This is a genomic window from Winogradskyella schleiferi (assembly GCF_013394655.1).
Lineage (GTDB): Bacteria > Bacteroidota > Bacteroidia > Flavobacteriales > Flavobacteriaceae > Winogradskyella > Winogradskyella schleiferi.
The window spans coordinates 1,259,212-1,275,878 of the sequence record NZ_CP053351.1 but is presented as its reverse complement, the minus strand read 5'-3'; the positions used below and the strand labels follow the sequence as shown (position 1 = coordinate 1,275,878).

Sequence of the window (16,667 nt, the reverse complement as noted above, 5' to 3'; positions counted from 1 at the left end):
GTCTCTTCGTTTGCGACATATAATACAATTATTAATTAAGGTATAGTTTTTGACTTATACTCAATATGTTTTTATTATTTTTAAAGCAGAAAGGAATATAATATGGATGATAATTTTTCCCCAAGAGTTAAAGATGTTATTGCTTATAGCAAAGAAGAAGCCTTGCGATTAGGCCATGATTTTATTGGAACCGAGCATTTAATGCTTGGACTTTTAAGAGATGGCAATGGCAAAGCAATAGATATATTAGGTGCATTAGAAGTGGATTTGAATCACTTAAGGCGTAAAGTAGAGATTTTAAGTCCTGCTAACCCAAACATAGTAACCACCTCTAACGAAAAAAAGAATTTACACTTAACCAGACAAGCAGAGCGTGCATTAAAAACAACGTTTTTAGAAGCAAAATTGTTTCAAAGCACCTCAATTAACACAGCACATTTATTATTGTGTATTTTAAGAAATGAAAATGATCCAACAACTAAGCTTTTAAACAAGCTAAAAGTAGATTATGATAACGTAAAAGAAGAATTTAAATCTATGGCAACTAACGAAGATGATTATTTAGAAACCCCAAAAGCAGAATCGTTTTCTGATGATGATATGAATGATGATGGCGATGCTAAGCAAAATCCATTTGGTGGACAAGCGAGTAAAACGAACAAGAAATCAAAAACCCCAGTTTTAGATAATTTTGGAAGGGACTTAACGGTTCTCGCAGAAGAAGACAAATTGGATCCCGTTGTAGGGCGAGAAAAAGAAATACAGCGTGTATCCCAAATTTTAAGTCGAAGAAAGAAAAACAATCCTTTATTAATAGGAGAACCTGGTGTCGGTAAATCTGCCATTGCAGAAGGATTAGCACTAAGAATTGTAAAACGAAAAGTTTCACGTACCTTATTTAATAAACGCGTCGTAACTTTAGACTTGGCTAGTTTAGTCGCAGGTACAAAGTATAGAGGTCAGTTTGAAGAACGCATGAAAGCGGTAATGAACGAACTCGAAAAGAATGATGATATTATTCTTTTTATAGATGAGATCCATACTATCGTTGGTGCAGGTGGTGCAACAGGAAGCTTAGATGCATCTAACATGTTCAAACCAGCATTGGCAAGAGGCGAAATACAATGTATTGGTGCCACAACTTTAGATGAATACAGACAATACATAGAAAAAGATGGGGCTTTAGAGCGTCGTTTTCAGAAAGTGATAGTAGAACCAACTTCTGTTGAAGAAACCATTGAAATACTTAACAATATTAAAAGTAAGTATGAAGAACATCATAATGTGGATTATACGAATGAAGCGATTGAAGCTTGTGTGAAATTGACGAACCGTTATATGACGGAGCGTTTTTTACCGGACAAAGCCATTGATGCTTTAGATGAGGCTGGTTCTCGGGTTCATATAACCAATATTGATGTACCGAAACAAATTCTTGAATTGGAAAAGAAACTTGAAGAAGTTAAAGAAACCAAGAATAGCGTTGTTAAAAAACAGAAATATGAAGAAGCTGCTAAGCTAAGAGATGATGAAAAACGATTAGAAAAAGAACTAGCAACAGCTCAGGAAAAATGGGAAGAAGAAACCAAACAACATAAAGAAGTAGTGACGGAAGATAATGTTGCCGATGTGGTTTCCATGATGACCGGAATTCCTGTAAATAAAATTGCACAGACCGAAATCAATAAACTCTCTCAATTACCTGAATTAATAAAAGGTAAAGTAGTCGGACAAGATCAAGCAGTTGCAAAAGTTGTAAAAGCTATTCAGAGAAACAGAGCTGGACTTAAAGATCCAAATAAGCCAATTGGTTCATTTATATTTCTAGGTCAAACTGGTGTTGGTAAAACGCAGTTAGCTAAAGTCTTAGCTCGTGAGTTATTCGATAGTGATGACGCACTGGTAAGAATCGACATGAGTGAATACATGGAAAAATTTGCTATTTCCCGTTTAGTTGGAGCACCTCCAGGATACGTTGGTTACGAAGAAGGTGGGCAATTAACAGAAAAAATAAGACGTAAACCTTATGCCGTTGTTCTTTTGGATGAAATTGAAAAAGCCCATCCAGATGTCTTTAATATGTTATTACAAGTTTTAGATGACGGTTATTTAACGGATAGCTTAGGTCGTAAAATTGATTTTAGAAATGCCATTATCATCATGACTTCTAATATTGGTGCCCGAAAATTAAAAGATTTCGGATCTGGCGTTGGTTTTGGAACTTCCGCAAAAGCAGCTCAAGAATCTGATTATGCGAAAGGTGTGATAGAAAACGCCCTTAAAAAAGCATTTGCACCGGAATTTCTAAACAGAATTGATGATGTCGTAGTGTTCAATGCTTTAGAGAAAGAAGATATAAGTAAAATTATCGATATTGAACTGGTTAAATTAATTGACAGAATTAAAGATATAGGCTATGAGCTTAAGTTAACCGCAAAAGCTAAAGACTATATTGCTGAAAAAGGATTTGACAAACAATATGGTGCCCGACCGCTAAATAGAGCGATCCAGAAATATGTAGAAGATGCACTTGCTGAAGAAATCATAAATTCTAAAATTCATGAAGGTGATACTATTACTATGGATTTAGATGAAAAAAATGATGCTTTGAGCATTAAAATTAAATCTACCGGTAAAACGACTGAATCTTAAGACATTTTAACCATTATAGTTTAAACTCCTTCGTTATGAAGGAGTTTTTTTTTATCTTAATGCTAATTATTCTATTTTTTGTGATGAAAGAAATTCTACACTATGATTTTTGTGATATATCTATCTATGATAATTACGTTGTAGTAGTCATCAAAGAAGGTGTAAATGTTACATCAAAGCATAATATTGTTTTAGTTGAAATCGCAAAAAAATATTATTCAGCAACCCCGTTTGTTTATATAACGCATAGAATAAATTCCTATTCCGTGGACCCAAAAATATATCATGAAACGGTACAAATCAAAACCTTGAAAGGCTTTGCCGTTGTTTCAAGTAATTATCAAGCTAAAATAAATGCTCAAATAGAAAAAATGTTCTTCAATAAGCCTTTTGAAATTTTTAAAACTCTTAATGATGCCATGATTTGGGCAGATGAAATAGTTAAATAAATTTGATCATAATTATCATTTAATCATTATAACCTCTATAAGGGGAAAATTAGGATTTAGCACAATGAAGCGTCTAATTGAATTTTAAATTTTGGCAGAAATGACGTCAAATTATTCTTCTTACTTAATTCTTGGTATAAGTACAAACTGAAAAAGACCTCAAAGTTAGATACCGAAACCAGTTCAGCATAAACCTTTGAGGTCTTCAATCTCATATTATTCGATTCTTATTTTTTAGTTTTTGCCCTATCCTTTTTAGCAACCTTCTTAGTTGTAGCCTCTGTATTGACATTCATTTTAGCTACAGCTTTAGCTTTCTTCTTAGGTTGAGCCTTCTTTTCGTATTTAAAAGCAACCATTCCCAATGGTGGAATATCAATCTCAACAGATTGATCTCTAAAATGCCAAGGCTCAGCCTTAGTTGTTTTCAATTTATTCTTGTATTGATCGCTTCCAAAATATGCTTTTAAATCACTATTAAAAACTTCTTTCAGTTTTCCTTTTCTCGGTAAGCCCAACTTGTAGTTCTTTTTAGGAACTGGTGTCATATTGCAAGCAATGATTAAATCATCCTTTTCATCGTTTCCTTTTCTAATATAGGTGAATACCGAATTTTTAGAATCACCATAATCTATCCATTCAAATCCCTCTGCTGAAAATTGTTTTTCATACAAGGCAGGTTCTTTTTTGTAAAGAGCGTTTAAATCTTTAATCAATTGCTTCACACCTTTATGAGGTTCATATTGCAATAAATACCATTCAAGACTGGTTTCAAAATTCCATTCGCCACTTTGACCAAACTCCGAGCCTTGAAACAATAAGTTCGTTCCTGGATGTGTAAACATATAGCTGTACAACAGTCTTAAATTACCGAAACGTTGCCACTCATCGCCTGGCATACGTCCCAGAATTGATTTTTTACCATAAACGACTTCATCATGACTTAATGGTAACATAAAATTCTCTGTAAACGCATAAGTCATTGAGAAGGTCAAATCGTTTTGATGATATTGTCTATAAACCGGTTCTTTAGCAAAATACTGAAGTGTATCGTGCATCCAGCCCATCATCCATTTCATACCAAAACCTAATCCACCCATATATGTTGGCTTAGAAACCATAGGGAACGCTGTGGATTCTTCTGCGATAGTCTGTACATCTGGAAAAGAAGCATACACTGCTTCATTCATTTCTCTTAAAAACGACATCGCTTCTAAATTTTCTCTTCCTCCAAACATATTTGGTTCCCATTGTCCATCTTCACGACTGTAATCCAAAAATAACATTGAAGCAACCGCATCAACTCGCAAGCCATCAGCATGGTATTGATCTAGCCAGAAAATAGCATTACTAATTAAGAATGATTTGACTTCGTTACGACCATAGTTAAATATTAAACTCTTCCAATCGTTATGATAGCCTTTTTTTGGATCTGGATGTTCATACAATGCAGAACCATCAAAGAAACCTAATCCATGAGCATCTTCTGGAAAGTGCGATGGCACCCAATCCAGAATAATTCCGATATCGCTTTGATGTAGTTTATCGACCAATAATTTGAATTCTTCAGGATATCCAAATCGTGAAGTTGGTGCAAAGTAACCTGTTACTTGATAACCCCAAGACGGGTCGTACGGAAACTCCATAACTGGCATTAATTCTACGTGTGTAAAATTCATGTCCTTTACATATTTCACTAATTCATCAGCCATTTCTACGTAAGACAGAAAACGGCCTTCTTCAACGTGTTTTTTCCAAGAACCTAAATGGACTTCGTAAACCGAAAATGGAGCGTCTTGAGCATTATGCTTTTTACGCTTCTTCATCCATTTATTGTCCTTCCACGAATAGTCATCATCCCAAACAATCGACGCTGTTTTCGGATTGTGTTCTGCTCTTCTTGCGTAAGGATCCGCTTTTTCGGTTTTAATATCGTTGTTATTGCTCTGTATTTTGTATTTGTAGACACTGCCTTTTCCAGCGCCAGGAATAAAGCCTTCCCAAATCCCACTGGAATCCCAACGTACATTCAATTGATGCTCGCCTTCAACCCAAAAATTAAAATCTCCAATAACGGAAACATGTTTGGCAGTTGGTGCCCAAACGGCGAAATAAACACCGTCTACGCCATCAACCGTTGTGGTGTGAGATCCGAATTTTTCGTATAAACGATAGTGCTTTCCAGCTTTAAAAAGGTTGATGTCGAATTCCGTAAAACGACTGTGTGCAATTACTTCTGCCATAAATTAGTTGTTAATGATATTTGAAATCCCTTTTAATGGAATTACTGCCCATTTTGGACGTGAATTAAGTTCGTAACCCAATTCATAAACTGCTTTTTCGAGCATCGCGTACTTCAATAAAAAGATACGCTCTTGATTATAACCAATATTGAGGTTCGCTGATTGTACTTTAGTCACATAAGTTTCTAAAAACACATTTTTTAAATATTGATACAAGATTTCACCTGCCTCGAATAGATGGTCTTGATTGTAATTATACAAATCCATATTATTGAAAATGGTGGCATAAATTGCATAGTGAAAAGAACGAAACAAACCAGCTATATCTTTTAATGGTGGTTGTTTAACTTTACGATCGCGAATGGTACTTTCTGGTTCGCCTTCAAAATCGAGGATATAAAAATCATCGTCTTTTACCAAAACTTGACCTAGATGAAAATCGCCATGTACCCTGATGCGCTCGCCTTTTAGTTTTGTCCAATCGAAATCTACAAAACGTTTTCTAATGGTATTCTTCTTTTCTAAGAATTCGTTAGCCAATTCCAATGCCAATCCATCGAGTTTGTATAAGCTATTTTCAATGGTATTCAATCGGTTTTGAAATTGATAAAGTAATCTATTTTTTAACCAAACTTCGTAATCGCCATTAAAATGTGATGGTGTAAATGCCGTATCTTCAAATTCACTACCTAAAGCGATGTGCATTTCCGCTGTACGTTTTGCTAAAGTTTGAATCTTAACAAAAGCATTCAACCCAACCCAATCAATGATTTGAGCAGGTACATCCCTAATTTCTAAATGACCAAAATCTTCCGCTTTGGGTAATTTTGAAATATCTATTCTTTTGTATTCTAAATTTGAAAAAACCTTATGAAATTCAACTAACATATATTCCCAAGCATCGCCTTGGTTTTCTACCATCTCTTGCATCAAGCCAATGGTAATATTAATATCGTTATCCTTTATCTGAACGCTTCCTAAATACGCTGGTGTATTCTTGTAATCTTTCTTTTCAGAAAGGAAACGACTCATTTCATAATCTGGATTACGATCCGAATATATTCTTCTAAAGAATTTCAATACATATTTGTCATTATAAACTACGGACGTATTGCTCTGCTCCATTCCCATGTGGCGCGACGACTCGTAAGCGCAATCCTTAAACAATTCACTTTTATAATAACGAACTTTTGTTCTGTCATTTGGAACTGCAGTTAAAATTCGTTCAAAAACGACTCTTCTAAATGCTTCGAGATTAATGGCATCAATAATAAACCCTTCTTGATTTTGAATGCTTATGGGTAAAATACGATCGTCTTTCGCAAAATTTTCATCTGACACAAATGCAATAGGCAAAAAATAGTGCTGATAGAAAGATTCCACAAAATTGACTTCTAGAATCAATCCATAATATACTTCGCCATCCTTTTGAATTCTAAACGATTCAGCAAGTTCTATATATTTTAACTTGCTAGCCTTGCCGCCATACCAGCGTTGTTTTACTATATAGTCTTCGAGAACATCGGACAAAAACACTTTGATGAACTCTTCATTACCTAGGAGATCTTCCCACTTATCATTAAAGTTATAAGGGGATTGTAAAGTATTTTGTTTTTTCTCTTTATTGCCCATCATTATTTATGAATCTTAAAGATATGAAATGGCAATGTTGGATGTAATTCTACATAATTCCATTCGTTATGCCAATTATAACTGCTTGCCGTAATCAAATCCTGTACTTGTACGCGATGACCTGCTCCAATTCCTAAATCAGCTAATGGCAATTGTACATGGCCTTGTTGCGGATAATATTGATCCAAACTAATAATGATCAATAGTTCGTTGGTTTTAGAAGCATTCCACTTATAAAAAGCAATTATGTTATCATTCTGAATATTCAAAAACTTAATATTATTGGTTTGCTGCAAAGCTTCATTTTCATGACGAACCGCATTAATTTTTGAAATTAACAACGTCAATTTACTGACTTTAAACCAATCGTAATGTTTTACTTCAAACTTTTCGGACATGTAGTACTCCTCTTTCCCAGGAATAGGGTCATCTATCATTTGTTCAAATACTGGTCCGTAAATACCAATGCTAGAACTTAAAGTCGCGGCTAATGCATATCGTTGTAAATATTTTGCTTCACTTGCACCTTGTAAATGATAAGGATTAATATCGGGTGTGTTTGGCCAGAAATTAGGTTGCATGTATTCGCGCTGCTCGGTTTGGGTTAATTCCGTAAGATATTCTATAAATTCCTGTTTAGAATTCCGCCATGTAAAATAAGTATAAGATTGTGTGTAACCTTGTTTCGCCAATTGCTGCATCACTTTTGGTCTTGTAAAAGCTTCAGCCAAAAACAATACATCTGGATGTTTTTTCTTGACTTCGGCAATGAGCCAATTCCAAAAATAATACGGTTTGGTATGTGGATTATCAACCCTGAAAACTTTCACGCCACAATCTATCCAATAGAGCATCGTATCCAAACACTCTTTCCAAAGATTTTTATAATCTTTACTCTCCCAATAAATCGGTAAAATATCCTGATATTTTTTCGGTGGATTCTCTGCGTATTGAACGGTTCCGTCTGGTCGCCATTTAAACCAATCTGGATGCGATTTTACCCAAGGATGATCTGGTGCTGCTTGTAAGGCATAATCCATGGAGATTTCAATATTATGCTTCTTTGCTTCTTTTATTAAGTTTTTAAAATCTTCAACGGAACCTAATCGTGATTCCAAATCTTTATGACCTCCATGTTTTGAACCAATTCCCCAAGCTGAACCAACGTCGCCTTCTTTAGCTTCGGTGGTGTTATTTTTACCTTTCCGGTTGACTTCCCCAATGGGATGAACCGGTGGAAAATACAGTACATCGAAACCCATTTGCTCTATTCTTGGTAATAATCGTTCGCAATCCTTAAATGTGCCATGCTGTCCTGCTATTTCAGATGCAGACCGTGGAAAGAACTCGTACCATGTACTGAACCTGGCTTTCTTTCTATCGACATAGACCTGAAGTTCTTTGGATTCGTTTGCGAGAAATTTTTCCGGATACTTTATAAAAATGCGCTGCAGTTGTGGACTTATGGCTTCCCTAATGGCATCATCATATTTGACGTCCTGTTTAAAACAATCAATACAATAATTCAAGTAGTCCTTTTCGTCTCTACTTGCTTTTTTAAGCAATGGCTCCAACAAGGTAACCCCTTCTAGCAATTCTGATTTTACGTGTTGGTTATCGTCAATCTTACGACGAATACCATGCTGCCAATTTAAGGCATAATCTACCCAACCTTGAACTTTATAACTGTAAAAGCCTTGTTTTTCAACTGAAAAAGATGCTTTCCATTCGTCGTTTCCAGTTTCGTGCATTCTGACTTCGCTCCATGTTTTGGCATTTTTATATTTAAAAAGCACTGATACAGCGATAATATCGTGCCCATCTCCAAACACATGAGCATCAACATTTACAATTTCATTTATGACACGTTTAATATAAAATTCACCACAATTAATCTGAGGAGATACATAATCTATGACAACACGTTCTTGCTTTTGCATTTTTAATAATAATTTTCTTTAGAATGTCGAATTTAGTAAAATTTAGTGTAATTAGTACTGCGTTATTACGAAATAAACAGTAATAGTCACCTTATTTCTTTACTTTAAAAATAAAGACAACTTTTTTAAGATAAAAAGTCTTTAACTTTTTCATCTTTGGTGATTTTAGAAAGGTTAATCGCCGTTTCTATCAAAGCTAAATGCGAATAAGCTTGCGGAAAATTACCTAACAACCGTTTGGTTTTAAAATCTAAATCTTCACTAAATAGCCCTAAATGATTACTGTAGGATAAGAGTTTTTCAAATTGTTCTACAGCACTTTTTTCTTCTCCTATTTTGAATAGACTATTGATATACCAAAACGTGCAGATGGTAAATGATGATGAAGGCAGTCCAAAATCATCTTTATTTTTATAACGATACAATAACCCATCATTGGATAAGTCTCGACCTATTGCTTTTACGGTACTCACATATTTTGGGTGTTTTGCGTCTATGAAACCATAAGATTCCATCAATAAAACGGAAGCGTCCAAATCTTCTGAACCATAAGACTGAGTAAATGCTTGAGCCTTATCACTCCAAGCATTGACCATAATATCTTCTTTTATGGCTTCCTCTAACAACTGCCAACGCGCAAGTTTGGAAGTTTTACCTAACAATTTAGCTACTTTTATGGCTTTATCCACAGCGGTCCAACATAAGACCTTCGAAAAGGTAAAGTGTTGATCTTCCGATCTAAATTCCCATATTCCTTTATCTGGTTCTTGCCAATGCTTATTAACAACCCAAACGATGCCTTTGGTAATATTCCATAAGGCTTCTCCATCTTCAATGTCATTACTAAAATTAAATATGAGTTGGTAAATCATATCCATCAAGATTCCGAAGATATCATTTTGCTTTTGCTTGTACGCGGCATTTCCTATTCGTACCGGACTAGAACCTTTATAACCTGAAAGATGCTCTAAGAACTCTTCAGTCAACTTCTTTTCACCATTAATGCCGTACATAATTTGAAGTTTCTCATCTTTATCTGGCATTAAATTGATGATAAATTTGAGATAACGTTTGGCCATATTTTTGTGTCCCATGGTTGACATTACTTTGATGACCATAGACGCATCACGGATCCAACAAAAACGATAATCCCAATTGCGCACTTCACCAATAGTTTCTGGCAACGAGGTGGTTATTGCCGCCAAAACAGCTCCTGTTTTATCGTAACTCAATAACTTAAGCGTCATGGCACTGCGTGCTATTTCTTTATTATACCGATTGAATGTCGTTGTACGCTCCATCCAATTGAGCCAATAGACTTTAGTTCTCTCGTATTCTAGTACAACAGTTTCAAGGCTTGGTACAAATAACTTTTCATGATAGCCTACTAAGAAGAACTGGTCTGATGTAATTTCTAACTCTTCACCTGTAACAATTTTATCCTTGTTAAAATCCGTATATAAAAATAAAGTGTCAAAAAGTTCATTATCAGTTAAACTCACCACAAAATCATTCTTCACATATGTTTTTGTGTCTCCTTTAGCATATTCCAGTTTAGGATTGTAATTGATCTTTACAGTAGGTTTACCAGAGATATATTTAATATACCTTATAAATTCTGGTGGCGCATGGTAAGAACCACTCTCCTTATAATACCTTGGCATAAAATCCCTTACCTCAAAAGCATCCAAACCATTACTAAATTTAGTGACCAAAATAACCGTATTCTCAATATATTGCTGAGATATTTGATAACTGTCATCGATTTCAAAAGCAAAGGATCCACCAATTTTGTCATCTAATAGCTTTCCGAAAACTGATGGAGAATCAAACTGAGGTAAACAGCACCAATCTACTGACCCATTTTTTGAAACTAAAGCAGCACTTTTGCAATTACCTATAATACCATAATCTAAATTATCCATATACTATTTGATTTTTAATGTGGAAGATTCTATAATGTGTTGTGGCTTTTGATTCATTTCATCAAATTCACCCTAAACCTAAAGGCAATAAAGAGGGAATTTTTGATTCATTCCCGTCTGTTAGCAGGCTAATTTTGGTTCCGATACTTCAGAAAAGGTAAATAAGCTAAAAATTTCGTCATTTTTGTTACAATTTGTAGCAAAATGCACAACTGTTAATCTATATTTTTTTTAAATTAACAAAATTATATTAGTTAACACAAATTATCCTTATGAATAAAACAATTATCGTCTCAAATCGTTTGCCGCTTCAAGTTTCAATCCATGATAATACTCTCGAAGTTACACCTAGTGTCGGTGGTTTGGCTACAGGTATGAAATCCGTGCATGCTGAAGGCAATGGAATTTGGGTCGGTTGGTCTGGTATTCCAGAAAATGAGCTTAGCCCAGAATTATCTGAGGAAGTACAGCACAAAATACAAAAAGAAAAATGCGTTTCTGTACCTCTCACTAGCGAAGATATTGAAGAATACTATGAAGGTTTTAGTAATAGAGCCCTCTGGCCTTTGTTCCATTATTTTATGGAATACACCGATTTTGAACAAAATGAATGGGAAGCCTACAAACGTGTCAATGAAAAGTTCGCTGAGGTTGTTGTCGAAAATTTGAATGATGGTGATACAGTTTGGGTACATGACTATCAATTGTTATTACTACCTCAACTTATTAAAGATAAGAAGCCCAATATTACTATAGGATTCTTTCTTCATATTCCTTTTCCTTCCTATGAGATTTTTAGAACCTTCCCATGGCGCGAAGAAATTTTGACTGGAATGCTGGGTGCAGACCTTTTAGGTTTTCATACTTATGACTATGAACGTCATTTTTTGAGTTCGGTTAAGCGAATTTTAAGATTAGAAGTTAATTTTAATGTCATAAATTTTGATGATAGAATCGTAAAAGTAGATTCTTTTCCAATGGGAATCGATTATGAAAAATTTTACAACGCAGCTTTGAAGCAACATAGCGATACCTACGAAAAATCAGAATTGAAAACACGATTAGAGGAACATCTCACAGATGATAAAAAATTGATTTTATCAATCGATAGAATGGACTATACCAAAGGAATTCCTAATAGAATAAAAGCTTTTGAATATTTTTTGGATACATATCCGCAATACAAAGAAAAAGTTCGATTGGTGATGTTAGCTGTTCCATCGCGTACCAATGTTCCTCAATATCAGAAATTAAAACGAGATACTGATGAGTTAGTTGGTAGGGTTAATGGCAAATTTGCTACTGTAAGCTGGACACCTGTTTGGTATTTTTACAGATCAATGCCTTTTGAGAACTTAATTGATTTATATATATCATCAGATGTTGCATTGATTACACCAATAAGGGATGGAATGAATCTCGTTGCAAAAGAGTATATCGCCACACGAACTCAAGGCAATGGTGTTCTCATTTTGAGCGAAATGGCCGGAGCGTCCAAAGAGATGAATGAAGCCTTACTCATTAATCCTAATAGTTACGAAGATTTTGCCGCAAGTCTGCATAAGGCATTAACTATGCCTTTAAAAGAACAAGAAACGCGTATAAATTGGCTACAAAAACGTTTGAAACGCTACGATGTGGAAAAATGGGCTACGGAATTCTTAAAAGCGTTAGATAATACCAAAGCCGCCAAAAGTGATATTATTACTAAGAAACTAACCACTGACTACGAAAACGAATTATTGGAGAATTTCAAAACTAAAAATAAAAAACTGTTGCTTTTAGATTATGATGGTACGCTTGTTGGCTTCAAAGACAATCCACAAGACGCTGCACCAGATGAGGAACTCTATAATCTTTTAGATCAACTTAATGAAAAAGCGAATTTAGTTTTAATTAGTGGCCGAGATAAAGAAACTTTTCAGCGATGGTTTGGGCATAAACCCTACAATTTAGTTACCGATCACGGAGTTTGGATATATCAAAATTCTAAATGGACTGAATTAGAGCGTTTGAAAACGGATTGGATGCAAAACATACAGCCAATTTTAGAAACTTTTGTAGATAGAACTCCAGGAACTTTTATAGAAACAAAAAAGTATTCTTTAGCTTGGCATTACAGAACTGCGGATCCAGAACTTGCCAAAATCCGGACTTTAGAGCTAAATACAGTGCTTACTAGCATGGTATCTAATAACGACTTATCTATTTTAGAAGGCAATAAAGTGATAGAGATTAAAAGCAGTAATGTGAATAAAGGACGTGTAGTCAATCGTTTGTTAATGGGAGAAGATTATGACTTTATCACCATAATTGGTGATGATTGGACTGACGAATACATGTTTGAAGAAGCACCAGAATCGGCTTATACCATTAAAGTTGGATTTACAAAGACCAAAGCCAAATATCAAGTGAAAGATTCTGGGCAAGTGCGTAATTTACTTCAAAAATTGATTTAAAAATCAAAGACCAAAATGTTTTCCTTTTGGTCTTTGGTTAAAGCTATAAAATTTCATTACAACCAATTCAACTGTCTCCTATTTTTAAATAATAGTACCAGAAGGAATAGTGGCATCTTTCTTTACCACAACGATACCTTCTTTGATAACATACGTATCTGTTTCGGCATCTTCAAGATGTTTTCCACCATTTATTCTAACGTCATCACCAATGCGACAGTTCTTGTCAATTATAGCATTTTTAATAAAACAACGTTCACCAATTCCCATAAGCACCTCAATCTTTTTAGACTCAATATCCTCTAAAGATTCATAAAGGTCGCTTCCCATCATATATGTATTTATAATTGTAGATTCCTTACCGATCCTAGATCTAATACCAATTACGGATTTTTCAATAGTTGCAGCATGAATAATGCAACCCTCAGCAATGACTGCTCTATTTAAATTGGTTCCAGAGATTTTAGATGTTGGTAATATACGTGCATTTGTATACACACGATTATCCAAATCGTAAAGATTAAACTGTGGTATATCGTCCGTTAAGCCAAGGTTAGCTTCAAAAAATGAATCTATATTTCCGATGTCCGTCCAATAGCCTTCAAATGGATAACTCATCACCTTGCACTTATCAATACTCTGAGGAATGATTTCCTTTCCAAAATCGACCGTACTTTTATCTTCCATTAATTTTACAAGTAAATCCTTGTTGAATATATAAATACCTGTGGACCCTAAATATTCACGTCCATCTCGTTTCATTTCATCACTTACCTCAGATTTCCAATTTACTATTTCTTCCAGTGACGGTTTTTCTGTAAATGATGTGATCTTATTGGTATCGTCTGTTTTTAAAATACCAAATGACGTTCCGTCTTTGGCATTAACAGGATATGTTCCAACTGAAATATCGGCTTTAGCTTCAATATGCGCATCAATCATTTCATTATAATCCATTTGGTATAACTGATCACCAGATAAAATTAAGGCATATTCAAAATCATGTTGTAAAAAGTGATGCATACTTTGGCGTACCGCATCAGCAGTTCCTTGAAACCATTCGCCACTGCTAATAGTTTGTTCAGCAGCCAATACATCCACAAATGCAGAGCTAAAAAAACTAAAGTGATAGGTGTTTTTTATATGTTTATTTAAGGACGCCGAATTAAACTGCGTCAACACGAACATGCGTTTTATTTCCGAATTGATACAATTTGAAATTGGAATATCCACTAATCGATATTTTCCTGCTATAGGTACGGCTGGTTTTGATCGTTTTTCGGTAAGTGGGTATAATCTTGAACCTTGACCACCTCCAAGAATTATACTTAAGACTTTGTCGTTTATCATTTTTTATCTATTAAAGATTTATATATAGCTTCTGTTTGTTTTGCAATGGCTCTCCAATCGAAATAATCTTCGACGCGTTTTCGACCGTTTTTTGCCATTCTATGTTGTAATTCCTTATCGTTAATGACTTTGTTAATTCCTGCTGCTAAATCCTTTGAAAACTGATCTGCGTTTACAGGCTCGAAGGGTGCGGATTTTTGTTGTTCTAATGAAATCAATAATCCGGTTTCTCCTTCAACCACTACCTCTTTTATGCCACCAACAGCACTTGCTACTACTGCTGTTTCACAAGCCATGGCTTCAATGTTTATAATTCCGAACGGCTCATAAATAGAAGGACAACAAAATACATCGGCATGAGAATAAAGTTGGATAACATCTTTTTTGTCGAGCATTTTATCAATCCACACTATATTATCCCTAGTTTTTGACGCTTCTTTTACGGCGTCTTCCATTTCTTTACCAATTTCCGGTGTATCTGGAGCACCAGCACAAAGTATTACCTGAGTGTCTTTATCAATATACTTTATGGCATTTACCAGATGAATGATTCCTTTTTGGCGCGTAATCCTGCCAACGAACAGCACATATGGTTTGTTTTTGTCAATGCCGTATTCCTCTAAAACCGATGTATCGTCAACCACAACATATTGCTCTAAATCTATACCGTTATAAACAACTTTCACTTTATGTTCATCGACATCGAAATGCTTTAGTACGTCTTCTTTGGTTTCTTCAGATACCGCAATTAAACTATCTGCCATTTCAATAGCCGTTTTTTCAATCCAAGACGAGGCGTCATAACCTCTTCCCAATTGTTCTCTTTTCCAAGGACGTAAAGGTTCTAACGAATGTGTTGTCACCACTAATGGCACACCATAACACAATTTCGCCAAAATGCCTGCGAAATGAGAATACCAAGTGTGGCAATGTACAATGTCTGCGTCAATGGGATCTGCACTCATTAACAAATCGGTGCTTAATGTTTTGAATATAGCCTTTAATTTGTCATCGGCATGATCAAAATCTGAATTTTCATAAGGAAGCCCTTTTACACTTAAATTTTTACTAGAACTGTCCTGATCTCCAAAGGCTCGCACTTCAACTTCCATTAATTTTGCCAGTTCTCCTGCTAGATATTCAACATGTACTCCTGCTCCACCATAAACATAAGGTGGAAATTCTCGTGTAAAAAAAAGTGCCTTCATTAAGATTTTATGTAAGTTTTTGGTTGGTTTTAAGACTAACTAAATGTTTAAAACAACATTTTTGTTTAGACTATCAATTTACGATTAAATATTAAAACGTTAATTTAAAAGTTAATTTATTTCCTTAAAAATAAAGATTTACGCCAAATTTTTCAAATTTCTTAAGACATTTAATTATTATCTTTATAAGATAGGAAAAATTACAATAATGTTATATCACAAATAGTTTAAAAATTAATTCAATATCAAAAAAAATACTATGAAAAAGTTAATTCCGATGCTTACAATCTGTTTCCTATTGAGTTGCAATTCGTCTGCTCAAAAAAAAGAGAATGAACAGAAAGAGACTTTTGAAATTACAAAAACGGAAGCGGAATGGAAAGCAGAACTTTCTGACAAAGAATATTATGTGCTAAGGGAAGCTGGTACAGAGCGGCCATTTTCCAGTCCATTAAATAAAAATTACGAAAAAGGGGTTTACCATTGTGCAGCTTGTGACACGCCTTTATTTAAGAGTGAACATAAATTCGATTCTGGAACGGGCTGGCCAAGTTTTGATCGAGAGATTGAGGGCAATGTAGCCTATGGAACTGATACTAAAATTGGGTACACTAGAGATGAAGAACATTGTGCAACTTGCGGTGGCCATTTAGGTCATGTTTTTAATGATGGGCCTAAGGAAACCACGGGAAAGCGTCATTGTATTAATGGTGTGGCTTTGAACTTTGTGCCGGCTCAAGATTAAAAACTTTAATTTTTTAATTGCCTTCGAGATTGGTGAATTAAAATTTGACAATAGCGCTATTAAT

General features: G+C 34.8%; 10 protein-coding genes. 4 read left to right on the top strand and 6 right to left on the bottom strand.

Annotated elements, in window-relative coordinates; translation table 11 throughout:
- Positions 1-102: 102 nt before the first annotated feature.
- Both HM990_RS05485 and HM990_RS05480 read left to right on the top strand, forming a co-directional pair.
- Positions 103-2,652: an ATP-dependent Clp protease ATP-binding subunit gene (locus HM990_RS05485; RefSeq protein ID WP_178987971.1), complete on the top strand. Its 2,550-nt coding sequence runs from the start codon at positions 103-105 to the stop codon at positions 2,650-2,652.
- Positions 2,653-2,687: 35 nt separating this feature from the next.
- Entirely contained in the window at positions 2,688-3,101 is a 414-nt protein-coding gene (locus HM990_RS05480) for a hypothetical protein (RefSeq protein WP_229719383.1), read from the top strand.
- A 227-nt stretch (positions 3,102-3,328) separates the two neighbouring features.
- On the opposite strand, the gene glgB is transcribed toward HM990_RS05480, so the two are convergent.
- The 4 genes from glgB to HM990_RS05460 all read right to left on the bottom strand — a co-directional run bounded on the left by glgB (position 3,329) and on the right by HM990_RS05460 (position 10,841).
- Positions 3,329-5,344: a 1,4-alpha-glucan branching protein GlgB gene (gene glgB, locus HM990_RS05475; protein WP_178987970.1), complete on the bottom strand. Its 2,016-nt coding sequence runs from the start codon at positions 5,342-5,344 to the stop codon at positions 3,329-3,331.
- A 3-nt stretch (positions 5,345-5,347) separates the two neighbouring features.
- Complete coding sequence (locus HM990_RS05470) at positions 5,348-6,976, bottom strand: trehalose synthase (RefSeq protein ID WP_178991849.1); 1,629 nt, start codon at positions 6,974-6,976, stop codon at positions 5,348-5,350.
- Positions 6,977-6,978: 2 nt separating this feature from the next.
- Positions 6,979-8,916: an alpha-1,4-glucan--maltose-1-phosphate maltosyltransferase gene (locus tag HM990_RS05465; protein ID WP_178987969.1), complete on the bottom strand. Its 1,938-nt coding sequence runs from the start codon at positions 8,914-8,916 to the stop codon at positions 6,979-6,981.
- 125 nt (positions 8,917-9,041) lie between these two features.
- Positions 9,042-10,841, bottom strand: a complete 1,800-nt coding sequence (locus HM990_RS05460; RefSeq protein WP_178987968.1) for a glycoside hydrolase family 15 protein — start codon at positions 10,839-10,841, stop codon at positions 9,042-9,044.
- 272 nt (positions 10,842-11,113) lie between these two features.
- On the opposite strand from HM990_RS05460, the gene HM990_RS05455 reads away from it, so the two are divergent.
- Positions 11,114-13,300 (top strand): bifunctional alpha,alpha-trehalose-phosphate synthase (UDP-forming)/trehalose-phosphatase, encoded by a 2,187-nt coding sequence (locus tag HM990_RS05455; RefSeq protein ID WP_178987967.1) that lies wholly within the window; start codon positions 11,114-11,116, stop codon positions 13,298-13,300.
- A gap of 84 nt (positions 13,301-13,384) precedes the next feature.
- Here the strand turns inward: HM990_RS05455 and HM990_RS05450 are convergent, their stop codons facing one another.
- Positions 13,385-14,650: a glucose-1-phosphate adenylyltransferase gene (locus HM990_RS05450; protein WP_178987966.1), complete on the bottom strand. Its 1,266-nt coding sequence runs from the start codon at positions 14,648-14,650 to the stop codon at positions 13,385-13,387.
- Complete coding sequence (glgA, locus tag HM990_RS05445) at positions 14,647-15,858, bottom strand: glycogen synthase (protein WP_178987965.1); 1,212 nt, start codon at positions 15,856-15,858, stop codon at positions 14,647-14,649. The genes HM990_RS05450 and glgA overlap by 4 nt, the downstream gene beginning before the upstream one ends.
- Before the next feature lie 259 nt (positions 15,859-16,117).
- Between glgA and msrB the strand changes: the two genes are divergently transcribed.
- A complete protein-coding gene (msrB, locus tag HM990_RS05440) occupies positions 16,118-16,603 on the top strand; it encodes a peptide-methionine (R)-S-oxide reductase MsrB (RefSeq protein ID WP_178987964.1) in 486 nt (161 codons plus the stop codon).
- Positions 16,604-16,667 lie beyond the last annotated feature (64 nt).